The organism is Rhizobium sp. PK7-22 (assembly GCF_056530405.1).
Window position 1 is genome coordinate 1468492 of sequence record NZ_CP096514.1, and the last position, 11824, is coordinate 1480315.

Annotated in this window: 14 protein-coding genes; 7 read left to right on the forward strand and 7 right to left on the reverse strand. The window is 64.2% G+C overall.

Features of this window, described 5'->3' with window-relative positions; translation table 11 throughout:
- Positions 1-36: 36 nt before the first annotated feature.
- From copM to relB, 4 genes are all read right to left on the reverse strand, one after another.
- Entirely contained in the window at positions 37-408 is a 372-nt protein-coding gene (gene copM / locus M1E10_RS11775; protein WP_499176559.1) for a DUF305 domain-containing protein, read from the reverse strand.
- A 473-nt stretch (positions 409-881) separates the two neighbouring features.
- Positions 882-1643, reverse strand: a complete 762-nt coding sequence (locus M1E10_RS11780; protein ID WP_499176561.1) for a hypothetical protein — start codon at positions 1641-1643, stop codon at positions 882-884.
- Between the two features lie 3 nt (positions 1644-1646).
- Positions 1647-1916: a type II toxin-antitoxin system RelE family toxin gene (locus tag M1E10_RS11785; protein ID WP_499176563.1), complete on the reverse strand. Its 270-nt coding sequence runs from the start codon at positions 1914-1916 to the stop codon at positions 1647-1649.
- Positions 1900-2130, reverse strand: a complete 231-nt coding sequence (gene relB / locus M1E10_RS11790) for a type II toxin-antitoxin system RelB family antitoxin (RefSeq protein WP_499176565.1) — start codon at positions 2128-2130, stop codon at positions 1900-1902. The genes M1E10_RS11785 and relB overlap by 17 nt, the downstream gene beginning before the upstream one ends.
- A 145-nt stretch (positions 2131-2275) precedes the next feature.
- Here relB and hisS point away from each other — a divergent pair, with 145 nt between their 5' ends.
- The 4 genes from hisS (at position 2276) to M1E10_RS11810 (ending at position 6580) form a co-directional block, all read left to right on the forward strand.
- A complete protein-coding gene (gene hisS, locus M1E10_RS11795) occupies positions 2276-3895 on the forward strand; it encodes a histidine--tRNA ligase (protein WP_499176567.1) in 1620 nt (539 codons plus the stop codon).
- 261 nt (positions 3896-4156) lie between these two features.
- The gene (locus M1E10_RS11800; protein WP_499176569.1) at positions 4157-5278 is read left to right on the forward strand and encodes an ATP phosphoribosyltransferase regulatory subunit; all 1122 of its coding nucleotides are present in this window, start codon (positions 4157-4159) and stop codon (positions 5276-5278) included.
- Positions 5275-5985 carry an ATP phosphoribosyltransferase gene (hisG, locus tag M1E10_RS11805; RefSeq protein WP_499176571.1) on the forward strand — a complete coding sequence of 237 codons (711 nt, stop codon included), beginning with the start codon at positions 5275-5277 and terminating at the stop codon, positions 5983-5985. Before M1E10_RS11800 ends, hisG begins: the two co-directional genes overlap by 4 nt.
- Positions 5978-6580: a class I SAM-dependent DNA methyltransferase gene (locus M1E10_RS11810; protein ID WP_499176573.1), complete on the forward strand. Its 603-nt coding sequence runs from the start codon at positions 5978-5980 to the stop codon at positions 6578-6580. The genes hisG and M1E10_RS11810 overlap by 8 nt, the downstream gene beginning before the upstream one ends.
- Positions 6581-6643: 63 nt before the next feature.
- On the opposite strand, the gene M1E10_RS11815 is transcribed toward M1E10_RS11810, so the two are convergent.
- From M1E10_RS11815 to groES, 3 genes are all read right to left on the reverse strand, one after another.
- Positions 6644-7099 carry a DoxX family protein gene (locus tag M1E10_RS11815; protein ID WP_499176575.1) on the reverse strand — a complete coding sequence of 152 codons (456 nt, stop codon included), beginning with the start codon at positions 7097-7099 and terminating at the stop codon, positions 6644-6646.
- A 231-nt stretch (positions 7100-7330) separates the two neighbouring features.
- Positions 7331-8974, reverse strand: a complete 1644-nt coding sequence (gene groL, locus M1E10_RS11820) for a chaperonin GroEL (RefSeq protein WP_499176577.1) — start codon at positions 8972-8974, stop codon at positions 7331-7333.
- A gap of 53 nt (positions 8975-9027) precedes the next feature.
- The gene (gene groES / locus M1E10_RS11825; protein WP_029617219.1) at positions 9028-9324 is read right to left on the reverse strand and encodes a co-chaperone GroES; all 297 of its coding nucleotides are present in this window, start codon (positions 9322-9324) and stop codon (positions 9028-9030) included.
- A gap of 255 nt (positions 9325-9579) precedes the next feature.
- Here groES and M1E10_RS11830 point away from each other — a divergent pair, with 255 nt between their 5' ends.
- The 3 genes from M1E10_RS11830 (at position 9580) to M1E10_RS11840 (ending at position 11764) form a co-directional block, all read left to right on the forward strand.
- Positions 9580-10428 (forward strand): HAD family hydrolase, encoded by an 849-nt coding sequence (locus M1E10_RS11830; RefSeq protein WP_499176578.1) that lies wholly within the window; start codon positions 9580-9582, stop codon positions 10426-10428.
- Between the two features lie 9 nt (positions 10429-10437).
- Positions 10438-11418, forward strand: coding sequence for a bifunctional riboflavin kinase/FMN adenylyltransferase (locus M1E10_RS11835; protein ID WP_499176580.1), 981 nt, complete (start codon positions 10438-10440; stop codon positions 11416-11418).
- Between the two features lie 109 nt (positions 11419-11527).
- Complete coding sequence (locus M1E10_RS11840) at positions 11528-11764, forward strand: BrnA antitoxin family protein (RefSeq protein WP_499176581.1); 237 nt, start codon at positions 11528-11530, stop codon at positions 11762-11764.
- Positions 11765-11824: the final 60 nt, after the last annotated feature.

Genomic DNA, 11824 nt, shown 5'->3' on the forward strand with positions numbered 1-11824 from the left:
GCGGCCGGGCAAGCGGTGCATGCCCGGCCAGCTCTTTCACATGCCGCGATCCTGCAGCCACTTGCGCATTTCGGCGATCTCGGCTTCCTGCGCCTTGATCACCTCTTCGGCCAGCGCCCGCATGCCGGGATCCTTGCCATGCATCAGCTGGATGCGGGCCATGTCGATCGCGCCCTGGTGGTGCGGGATCATGCTGCGGACGAAATCGACATCGGCATCGCCCGAATAGTCAATCGCCATGTCCGTGTGCATCTTCATGTTTGCCTCTTCGAAGGCCTGGGCCACCGGATCGCTGGCGGCTGCAGCCGTGGTATCGGCATGACCGTGGTTGTGTGCGTCCTGGGCCAGCACCGGCGTGGCGATCGAGAGGCCGAGGGCAAGCATGAAGGTTCGTGTCCTGACAGACATTGTCGTGTCTCCAATTTGATTTTCCAACGGGTGTACGAGTGGTGCCGTCAGCCTCGGGGCGGAGGCTCGGGCGGCGCCGGCGCGTTGGCCAGGATCTTTCTGTAGGAATGGTCGCAGCGATGGGACGAGCCGGCAGCTGCCGGTCCGCTCTGCGGCGGCAAAGGCAAAAGGGTCAGGCAGACGGGGCAAGAGCCTGCCGGGCAACCCTTGCCTGCGTGATGGCCCTGTCCCGTATGGCCATCGTCACCCTGCCGGTCCGGAAGGGCGTGATCACTATGAGCGGGCCGATGTTCGACGCCGCGGAGCTGGTGATGACCAAGCTCGATCGGCTGCAGCCGCACAGACGCCATGGCAGGCATCGCGCAGAGCGGCAGCCACGACAGGAACATTAGGAGGGCGGCAAGGCGGGTCATGAGCATCGATCGGGCTGTTCGGCCTCACTCTAGGCTTTTCGTGCCGCCGTTCAATCGCCCTTATCGCAGCGCCCGGACCGCCACGACATCGTGAACCACGCTGTACTGCCGGCTCTCTTCGCCCGGCGGCACGACGGGCCATGTCCACCGCGCCTGCGGCTGCGGCGCCGCCACCCCATGCAGCAGGTCCGCCGCCTCGCGGGGGTCGCCGTCGCGCCCGATCACGGTAAACGAAACATCGCTGAGCAGGACCGTGCTGCAGGGCAGGGCAGAGAGGCCGTCCAGATGCGCCGCGATCAGCCGCGGCACGAGATCGGACGATCCCGTCGGTTGCTTTTCCAGCCGCCGCTCGGCACCGACGCCGATCTGCGACAGAAGGTTAGCGGAGATCACCAGGTCGAGATAGGGCACCTGCCGCAGGAAGGAGAGCGGCTCCGGCACCTTGCCTGCGCGCGCCTCGTCGAAGCCGGAAAGATCTCGGCAGATCAGCCGCACATTGCGCAGGCGGTGCGCCGTCAGCCACAGCCGCACGCTCGCCAGATGCACGAGATCGACCAGTACCACCGTATCGAAGGCGCGCGAGAGCGCCTGGATCGGCACGTCGCGCAGCAGGCCTGACCCCAGCACCACCGCCGTGCGCCGCTGCCGCATCCCGATGATCGTTTCGCCGATGAAGGTCTTGCAATTCTCCTCATGCGCCGACCATGCGCCGGCACACCGCCCGGCGCGTGACCACAGGCTGACGGAGGAGCCGATGAAGGGGCGAAATTCTTTGGCCGTGACGGGATAGGTCGCGGCATACTGCAGGGCTTCGGCAATCATGGACTAGCGGTAGACCTCACGCCGGTGGCCGACGTCTATGACGAGCACCACGAGGCGGTTTTTCTGGATGTCGCAGATGATGCGATAGTCGCCGACGCGGTACCGCCAGAGGTGTTTGAAGCGTTCTCCCTGAAGGGCCTTGCCAAGTTGCCGGGGATCATCCAGAGGCTTCACGCGCGAGTGCAGGAAATCGCGGACCCGAGCGGACTCGGCATCCCCCATTTTCTTCAGCTGTTTGATCGCCGTCGCCTGAAACTCAATCGCCCAGGCCAAGTTCGCGCTCCATCTCGTCCCAGGTGTAGGTTCGCTCGCCGTTGCGCAGGCGTTCCATGGCTTCCTCGGCCACCGCAAGGTCCTGCAGGTCTTCCAGATGCTGCTCGATGACATCGAGCAGATAGGCGTCCGGGGCGGCGCCCGCTCCGGCGGCATATTCCTCGACGAGCTTCAGCATCTCATCCGGCATTTCGATCGTGACACGCTTGTTCATGGCCAGGATCCTTTCCAAGGCCGCATATATACCATCGGCCCGGGCGGTTCGCCAGCGGCTGCGCCCTTGCCGCTCCGGCCCGCATCCTCTAAGAAACCGCTCACAAATCCGGCCTCTGCGGCCGTCGGAAAACGGAATCCCGATCATGAGCGACAAGAAGCAGAAACAACAGAAACTGAAGGCCCGCCTGCCGCGCGGCTTCGTCGATCGCTCGGCCGCCGATATCCATGCCACCAACGAGATGGTGGAGAAGATCCGCGAGGTCTACGAGCGCTACGGTTTCGACCCGGTCGAGACGCCGCTCTTCGAATACACCGATGCGCTCGGCAAGTTCCTGCCCGACGCCGACCGTCCGAACGAGGGCGTCTTCTCGCTGCAGGACGACGACGACCAGTGGATGTCGCTGCGCTACGATCTGACGGCGCCGCTCGCCCGCCATGTGGCGGAGAATTTCAACGAGATCCAGCTGCCGTTTCGCACCTACCGCGCCGGCTATGTCTTCCGCAACGAAAAGCCCGGCCCCGGCCGCTTCCGCCAGTTCATGCAGTTCGACGCCGACACGGTCGGCGCCCCGGGCGTCCAGGCGGATGCCGAAATGTGCATGATGATGGCCGATACGATGGAAGCGCTCGGCATCAAGCGCGGCGACTATGTGATCCGCTTCAGTGATCGCAGGATTTGGGACGGCCTCCTGGATACAATTGGACTAGCTTCGGAAAAGAACGCGGCGCGAAGGCTGACCGTTCTACGCGCCATCGACAAGCTAGATCGGTTGGGCTTGGAGGGTGTCGAGGAACTTCTTGGAGCGGGAAGAAAAGACAACAGCGGCGATTTCACCCAGGGGGCAGGCCTGAAAGACGAGCAGCTCATGGCTGTAATGAGTCTGCTTCATGGCAGCGAAATGGATAAAATGGCGTATGTTCAGAAGGTCCAATTTCATGGGGATGAAGGGGTGCCTCCCTTCAATTTTAAACTTCAGCACAGTACCGACTCCGCATTTATGAACAACTTGCGTGCAATTAAGGCACGCTTCGAAATCAACGAAACTTTCGCAGAGGGGCTGGCTAGTATTGAAACATTAGAAGTGTTGGTTCGCGCGGCCGGTTACGGCGCCGACAGAATACGTATTGATGGAACAGTCGTTCGCGGCCTCGAATACTACACCGGCCCCGTCTACGAAGCCGAGCTCACCTTCGACGTCACCAACGAAAAGGGCGAAAAGGTCGTCTTCGGCTCCGTCGGCGGTGGTGGCCGTTACGACGGCCTTGTCTCGCGCTTCATGGGCCAGCCGGTGCCGGCCACCGGCTTCTCCATCGGCGTCTCGCGCCTGATGACGGCGCTGAAGAACCTCGGCAAGCTCGGCCAGGACGCGGTTCTGGCACCGGTTCTGGTCACAGTCATGGATGCCGACGTCGACTCCTTGGGAGGCTACCAGCGGCTGACCCAGGCGCTGCGCGACGCCGGCATCCGCGCCGAAATGTATCAGGGCAGCGCCAAGAAGAAGATCGGCGACCAGCTGAAATATGCCGACCGTCGCGGCTGCTCGATCGCCATCATCCAGGGCGGCAACGAGCGCGAGCAGGGCGTCGTCCAGATCAAGGACCTGATCGAGGGCAAGCGCCTCTCCGGCGAGATCACCGACAACGCCGAATGGCGCGAGGCCCGCGTCGCCCAGGAGACGGTCGCGGAGGCCGATCTGGTTGCCAAGGTGCAAGAGATTCTCGCAGCGCAGGCGGAGGATCGGCGGCGGGCGAAGGGCATTTGATCTGATGTATGTGGCCCACCCCCCTCTGCCCTGCCGGGCATCTCCCCCACAAGGGGGGAGATCGGATGTCGTGTCTCGCTCGACCCCGATGTCTCGCCGCGCTTGCGGGGCCGCATCACTGCGTCCTCCGACCAGCAACACCTTTCCGTCTTTCGCCACGCCATCGCCTCTGGCCGATCTCCCCCCTCGTGGGGGAGATGCCCGGCAGGGCAGAGGGGGGCGTTCTGGCGCTGCCGCCGGCGTCAATCCAGGAGCCACCCCATGCCCCTGACCGACATGCCCGACTTCGCCCCCGACCTTCTCGACGAATTCGCCCGCCGCCGCACGGTGCGGGTCAACACGCCGGTGATCCAGCCGGCCGAGCCCTTCCTAGACATGGCCGGCGAGGATCTGCGGCGCCGGATCTTTCTGACCGAGAGCGAGACGGGAGAAAGCCTCTGCCTGCGCCCGGAGTTCACCATCCCCGTCTGCCTGCGCCACATCGAGACGGCGACGGGCACGCCGAAGCGCTATTCCTATCTCGGCGAAGTGTTTCGCCAGCGCCGTGAGGGCTCGCATGAATTCTACCAGGCCGGCATCGAGGATCTGGGCGAAACCGATATCGCCAGCGCCGATGCGCGCCTGATCGGTGACGCGGTCGGCATCCTGTCGCGCCTGCTGCCGGGCCGGCCGCTGACCCTGACGCTCGGCGACCAGGCGGTCTTTGAAGCCGTGGTGAAGGCGCTCGGCCTGCCGCTCGGCTGGCAGAAGCGGCTGATCCACGCCTTCGGCGACATGGGGCACCTGGAAGCCTTGCTGGAACGGCTCGCCCGTCCGCAGCCGGTCACGGGTCTCGATCCGGAGATCGCCGCACTGCTCGCCTCCGGCAACGAGGCCGAACTCGTGGCGCAGATCGATCGCACCATGGAAGAGACCGGCTATTCGACCAATGCCAGCCGCTCGCCGCTCGAGATCGCCCGCCGCCTTCAGGAGAAGCTGACGCTGGCGCAGACGCGGCTCGACGGCTCTGCCCTGCTGCTGCTGCGCGAATTCCTGACGCTGAGCCTGCCGCTGTCGGAAGCCTCCGCAGCACTTGCGGGCTTCGCCGATGCCGCCGGCCTGAAGCTCGGACCGGCGCTTGCCCAATTCGATGCCCGTCTGGCAGCGCTCGCCAATGCCGGGCTCGATCTCTCGGCCATGACCTACCGCGCCGCCTTCGGCCGTCCGCTCGATTACTACACGGGCCTCGTCTTCGAGGTGACGGAGAAGGGCGCCTCCGCCGTGCTGGCCGGTGGCGGCCGCTTCGACCGGCTGCTGACTTTGCTCGGCGCCAAGGACCGCATCCCGGCGGTCGGCTTCGCGCTCTGGCTCGACCGCATCGAGACCGCGAGGGCCCTCAAATGACCATCACCATCGCACTGCCCTCCAAGGGCCGCATCAAGGACGGCACCGTCGAGATCTTCGAGCGCGCCGGCCTCAGCATCGCCAGCATCGGCAATGACCGCTCCTACCGCGGCCGCGTCGAGGGCATCGAGGGCATCGAGATTGCCTATCTCTCGGCCTCCGAGATTGCCCGGGAACTGGCGAGCGGCGCCGTCGATTTCGGCGTCACCGGCGAGGATCTGGTGCGCGAAGGCATGCCCGGCGTCGATGACAAGGTGGAGTTCTGCGCCCGCCTCGGCTTCGGCCAGGCCGATGTCGTGGTCGCCGTCCCGGAGATCTGGCTCGACGTCGAGACCATGGCGGATCTTGGCGATGTCGCCACGGATTTTCGCGCCCGCCACGGGCGGCGCCTGGCGATTGCCACCAAATACTGGCGCCTGACGCAGCAGTTTTTCTCGCGTCAGCACGGCATCCAGCTCTACCGCATCGTGGAAAGCCTTGGTGCGACCGAGGGCGCGCCCGCCGCCGGTCAGGCCGATATCATCGTCGACATCACCTCCACCGGCTCCACCCTCAAGGCCAACCACCTGAAGGTCCTGGGCGACGGCGTGATCCTGAAGAGCGAAGCCTGCCTCGTGCGCGCCCGCAAGCCGGCGCATGACGCCGATCCGCGGGTGGCGCAGATCGTCTCCTCAGTTCAGGCAGCCTTGGAGCGCGCAGATGGCTGAGGACGACAACATCATCGGTCTCTACGAGCGGCACGCGCTGGCCTTCGACGAACTGCGCGGCAAGAACCTGTTCGAAAAACCTTGGATCGACCGCTTCGCCTCTCTCGTTCCGGCCCAAGGCACCGTCCTCGATCTCGGGTGCGGCTCCGGCGAGCCGATCGCGGCCGACCTGATCCGGCGCGGGTTTCGCCTCACCGGCGTCGATAGCTCCGAGAGCCTGATCGGCCTCTGCCGGCAGCGTTTTCCGCAGGAGCAGTGGATCGTGCGCGACATGCGCAAGCTGCCGCCGGGGCGCACCTTCGACGGCATCATCGCCTGGCACAGCTTCTTCCACCTGAACCCGGCCGACCAGCGAGCGATGTTCCCCGTCTTCGCCTATCTCACGACGCTCGGTGCGCCGCTGATGTTCACCGCCGGGCATTTCTCCGGTGTGGCCATGGGCGAGTTCGGCGGCGAGCCGCTCTATCATGCGAGCCTCGACCACGAGGAATATCTGGCGCTGCTGACCGAAAACGGCTTCCGGGTGGTCTCCCAGGTGACGCAGGATCCCGACTGCGGCGGCGCCACCGTCTGGCTGGCACAGCGCAGCAGCTAGCAAAGAAAAAGGGCGCCGGACCGGCTGGTCCAGCGCCCCGTCCTGGGAGGGACGTGGTCGAGATTATGCGGCGAGGGCGGCAGTACCGCTGCGGCGTGCGTCGAGCGAGTATGCGCCGGCTCCGACGGCGGCAAGCGCCAGGAAGCCACCGGCAATCGTCAGGTTCTTCATCATCATCAGGCCGTTGAAGACCGTCAGCAGGTTGTTGGCGGCTTCCGGGAAGTCAGGCACGGCGATGGCGCCGGAGTGGAAGACGAGGCCGGTGAAGACCGTGAAGGCGGCGAGCAGGAGCGCGGCGATCCGGGTCTGGAAGCCGACGATCACGGCAAGCCCGGCAACGAGTTCGAAGAGGCCGGCCAGATAGGCAAGCGCAGTTGCTGCAGGCAGCCCGGCGCCGGCGATCATGCCGGCGGTACCGGCCGGGTCGACCAGCTTGGAATAGCCGGACAGGATGAACATGGCCGAGAGAAGCACGCGGCCTGCTAGAAGCAGAAGGTTGTTGGTGGTCGTGTTGTGCATGGGAGGTCTCCGGAAATTGTGTTGGCGTGATCGCTGAATTTCTGGAGACCTATGTGCCCCGTTTCGAGGTTTCTCGAAAGATGAACAATCGGCGACAGATCGTCTTCTAAAGCTGAACAACCTCTGCAAAAGTCTCCGCGCGACACCGTATTCGAAACGAAAAAGGGCGGCCCGAAGGCCGCCCTTTCCTTAATCCTGAACCGGATGGCTCAGATCTAAGACCCGAAGGTCTTACATCATGTCCATGCCGCCCATGCCGCCCATGCCGCCAGGCATGCCGCCGCCAGCCGAATCCTTCTTCGGCAGTTCGGCGATCATGGCTTCCGTCGTGATCAGCAGCGAAGCAACCGAAGCTGCATTCTGCAGAGCCGTGCGGACAACCTTGACCGGATCGACGATACCCATGGCGATCATGTCGCCATATTCCGACGTCTGGGCGTTGTAGCCGTAGTTGTCGGTGTCGCTCTCGAGGATCTTGCCGACGACGATCGAAGCTTCGTCACCAGCGTTCTCAGCGATCTGGCGAACCAGCGACTGCAGCGCCTTGCGGACGATGTTGATGCCGGCTTCCTGGTCGTCGTTTGCACCCTTGACGGTGATCTTCGTCGAGGAGCGCAGGAGAGCGGTACCACCGCCGGGCACGATGCCTTCCTGAACGGCAGCGCGCGTCGCGTTCAGTGCGTCGTCGATGCGGTCCTTGCGTTCCTTGACTTCGATTTCCGTCGAGCCGCCAACGCGGATCACGGCAACGCCGCCAGCGAGCTTGGCAAGACGTTCCTGCAGCTTCTCGCGGTCGTAATCGGAGGAGGTCTCTTCGATCTGGGCCTTGATCTGGGCAACACGGCCTTCGATGTCGGTCTTCTGGCCGGAGCCGTCGACGATCGTGGTGTTTTCCTTGGTGATCGAGACCTTCTTCGAACGGCCGAGCATGTCGAGCGTGACATTCTCGAGCTTGATGCCGAGGTCTTCGGAGATGACAGTGCCGCCGGTCAGGATGGCGATGTCTTCCAGCATGGCCTTGCGGCGATCGCCGAAGCCAGGCGCCTTGACGGCAGCAATCTTCAGGCCGCCGCGCAGCTTGTTGACGACGAGCGTTGCAAGAGCTTCGCCTTCCACGTCTTCAGCGATGATGAGGAGCGGCTTGCCCGACTGAACGACGGCTTCGAGCACAGGCAGCATGGCCTGCAGGTTCGAAAGCTTCTTTTCGTGCAGCAGGATGTAAGGGTCGTCGAGGTCAGCAACCATCTTCTCGGGGTTGGTGACGAAGTATGGCGACAGGTAGCCGCGGTCGAACTGCATGCCTTCGACGACTTCGAGTTCGGTCTCGGCAGTCTTGGCTTCTTCGACGGTGATGACGCCTTCGTTGCCGACCTTCTGCATGGCTTCGGCAATGTCACGACCGACCTGTGCGTCGCCGTTGGCCGAAATCGTGCCGACCTGGGCAACTTCTTCCGAGGTGGAGATCTTCTTGGCCTTGGCCTGGAGATCCTTCACGACTTCCGAAACGGCCAGATCGATGCCGCGCTTCAGGTCCATCGGGTTCATGCCGGCAGCAACGGCCTTGTTGCCTTCGCGAACGATCGCCTGGGCCAGAACGGTTGCCGTCGTGGTGCCGTCGCCGGCGATGTCGTTGGTCTTCGAAGCAACTTCGCGGACCATCTGGGCGCCCATGTTTTCGAACTTGTCTTCGAGTTCGATTTCCTTGGCGACCGATACACCGTCCTTCGTGATGCGCGGTGCGCCGAAGGACTTGTCGATGATGACGTTACGACCCTTGGGGCCGAGCGTGACCTTCACTGCATCAGCGAGGATGTCGACGCCGCGCAGCATTTTTTCGCGCGCAGTGCGGCCGAACTTGATTTCTTTAGCTGCCATTTTAGGAGCTCCTGGATAGGGGTGTCAGCGATAGATACGGACAGAACGGCTGATCAGCCGATGATGCCCATGATGTCGGCTTCCTTCATGATGAGAAGGTCTTCGCCGTCGAGCTTGACTTCCGTGCCGGACCACTTGCCGAACAGAACGCGGTCGCCTGCCTTGACGTCCAGAGCAACGATGTTGCCCTTGTCGTCACGGACGCCGGTGCCGACAGCGACGATTTCGCCTTCCTGCGGCTTTTCCTTGGCGGTGTCCGGAATGATGATGCCACCCTTGGTCTTGGCTTCGGACTCAACGCGACGAACGACGACGCGGTCGTGAAGCGGGCGGAAATTGGTGCTTGCCATTGTCTAATCCCTCGATCAAATGACATGGACGGATCTAAGGACCCGTGTAGGGTGCTAGCACTCTCAGTAGGTGAGTGCCAACGGCGCTGAGATAGGCTCGACCGGAGCCGGAGTCAAGAACGGTCTTCCGAAATCCCCTCGATCCGCGAGCTGGCCGAGGGGGAGGCGGCAGCCTCCCTACGGGGAATTTCCTTGCCATCGCGGGTAAGCTTTGCCATGTCAGCGCCTGTCCCAGATATGAGTTCGGAAGCACGCATGGCCAAGCGCATCAGCAATCTCAGCGAAATCACCGGCAGCTACGATGTTGTCCTGTCCGATGTCTGGGGCGTGCTCCACAATGGCATCGACGCCTTTTCCGGTGCCTGCACGGCGCTCGCGGATGCGCGAAAGGCAGGCGTGACGGTGGTGCTGATCACCAACTCCCCGCGGCCTTCTCCCGGCGTCATCGACCAGCTGCGCATTCTCGGCGTGCCGGACGAGGCCTATGACCGCATCGTCACCTCCGGCGACGTCACGCGGCACCTGATCGCCGAGGGCCCGAAGAAGATTTTCCTCCTCGGTCCCGAGCGCGACACGCCGCTCTTCGACGGTCTCGACGTCGAGGTGGTCGGCCAGGATGAGGCGGATGCCATCGTCTGCACGGGCTTCTTCGATGACGAAAAGGAAGTCCCGGAAGATTACCACGACATGCTGTCGGCGTTTCAGGCGCGCGACGTGCCCTTCATCTGCGCCAATCCCGACCTCGTTGTCGAGCGCGGCCATCGCATCATTCCCTGCGCCGGGGCCGTCGCCGCCTATTACGAGCAGCTCGGCGGCGCCACCCGCATCGCCGGGAAGCCGCACCGGCCGATCTACGAGGCGGCGCTGGAAGCGGCGAAGGAAGCCCGCGGCGATTTTGTCAGGGACCGCGTCATCGCCATCGGCGATGGCATGCCGACGGACGTGCGCGGCGCCATCTCCCAAGGCCTCGATCTCCTCTACATCAGCGCCGGCATTCACGTGCACGAGTACACGGTCAACGGCCAGATCGACGAGGCGATCATGAACGCCTGGCTGAAGAGCGAAGGGGCGGCTCCCGGTTGGTGGATGCCGCGGCTCGCCTAGGATCCTGCCATGACCGTGTTTCACCGCAACGAGAACCGGGAGCCGCTGCCCGAGACGCTGAAGGGCGGCGTCGTCGCCATCGGCAACTTCGACGGCGTCCACCGCGGCCACCGCAGCGTGCTCGAACGGGCGCTGGCGCTTGCCGAGAGCCGCAAGGTTCCCGCGCTGGTGCTGACCTTCGAGCCGCATCCGCGTACCGTCTTCCAGCCGGAAAGGCCTGTCTCCCGGCTGACGCCGGCACCGCTGAAGGCCCGTCTCCTGGAGGCGATCGGCTTTGGCTGCGTCATCGAATATCCCTTCGACCGGGAGTTCTCCAACCGCTCGGCGGAGGAGTTCGTGCAGTCGGTGCTGGTCGACTGGCTGCATGCGGATGCCGTCGTCACCGGCTTCGACTTCCACTTCGGAAAGGGCCGCGAGGGCGGCCCCGCCTACCTGATGGCGGCGGGCGAGCGCCACGGCTTCACGGTCAGCCTCGTCGACGCCTTCCGTGACGAGAACTTCGACGTCATCTCCTCGAGCCGCATCCGGTCACTGCTGGCAGAAGGCGACGTCACGACCGCCGCCGGCCTCCTCGGCTATCGCTACACGGTGGAAGCGCAGATCATCGGCGGCGAGAAGCTGGGTCGCACGCTCGGCTATCCGACCGCCAACATGGCGCTGCCGCCGGAAACGGAGCTGAAGGCCGGCATCTACGCGGTGCGCCTGCGCACGGAGGACGGCACGATCCGCGACGGGGTTGCGAGCTACGGCCGCCGCCCGACGGTGACGGAGAACGGCGCGCCGCTTCTGGAAACCTATGTCTTCGACTTCTCCGGCGACCTCTACGGCCAGACCTGTTCGGTGTCCTTCTTCGGCCATCTGCGCGACGAGCTGAAGTTCGATGGCCTCGATCCGCTGGTCGAACAGATGAAGCGCGACGAGGAGGAGGCGAGGGCGCTTCTCTCCGGCGTCCGGCCGCTCGGCGAACTGGACGCGAAGATCGCCTTCTGACGGAGACGCTGCAGCCGGTCCGTAAGCGCCGCTATGCCTTGACGCTCCCATCGTTATGGCGCCTAGTCCCCGCAGTTGAAACGTCGACACCAGCAGGAAAGATACACCCATGGCCAGCCCACCGCGCCGCCCCGTAAATCCGATGGAAGCCGCGGAGGCCCTGTTCAAGCCGGCCAAGAAGCCGGCAGCTCCGGCGCAGGAGCGCCGCGCGCTGCCGGAGGTCAAGGAACTCGTCTCGATCAAGCTGGACAGCGCCGTGCTGGAACATTTCCAGAAGGACGGCGCCGGCTGGCAGGATCGCATCAACGACGCCCTGCGCGCCGTCGCGGCCGCAGAGAGCGAATAGAGACGACCCGCTCACCTGCCGCGAGCCTCTTTTCTTTGCGGCGAAAACCCCCTAAAGAAC

Coding starts and splice junctions, on each gene's coding strand:
- relB (WP_499176565.1), bottom strand. CDS start 2,130: ATGAACAAGCGTGTCACGATCGAAATGCCGGATGAGATGCTGAAGCTC.
- M1E10_RS11810 (WP_499176573.1), top strand. CDS start 5,978: ATGGCTGAGGACGACAACATCATCGGTCTCTACGAGCGGCACGCGCTG.
- M1E10_RS11835 (WP_499176580.1), top strand. CDS start 10,438: ATGACCGTGTTTCACCGCAACGAGAACCGGGAGCCGCTGCCCGAGACG.
- groL (WP_499176577.1), bottom strand. CDS start 8,974: ATGGCAGCTAAAGAAATCAAGTTCGGCCGCACTGCGCGCGAAAAAATG.
- M1E10_RS11780 (WP_499176561.1), bottom strand. CDS start 1,643: ATGATTGCCGAAGCCCTGCAGTATGCCGCGACCTATCCCGTCACGGCC.
- M1E10_RS11815 (WP_499176575.1), bottom strand. CDS start 7,099: ATGCACAACACGACCACCAACAACCTTCTGCTTCTAGCAGGCCGCGTG.
- groES (WP_029617219.1), bottom strand. CDS start 9,324: ATGGCAAGCACCAATTTCCGCCCGCTTCACGACCGCGTCGTCGTTCGT.
- M1E10_RS11800 (WP_499176569.1), top strand. CDS start 4,157: ATGCCCCTGACCGACATGCCCGACTTCGCCCCCGACCTTCTCGACGAA.
- hisS (WP_499176567.1), top strand. CDS start 2,276: ATGAGCGACAAGAAGCAGAAACAACAGAAACTGAAGGCCCGCCTGCCG.
- M1E10_RS11830 (WP_499176578.1), top strand. CDS start 9,580: ATGGCCAAGCGCATCAGCAATCTCAGCGAAATCACCGGCAGCTACGAT.
- M1E10_RS11840 (WP_499176581.1), top strand. CDS start 11,528: ATGGCCAGCCCACCGCGCCGCCCCGTAAATCCGATGGAAGCCGCGGAG.
- hisG (WP_499176571.1), top strand. CDS start 5,275: ATGACCATCACCATCGCACTGCCCTCCAAGGGCCGCATCAAGGACGGC.
- copM (WP_499176559.1), bottom strand. CDS start 408: ATGTCTGTCAGGACACGAACCTTCATGCTTGCCCTCGGCCTCTCGATC.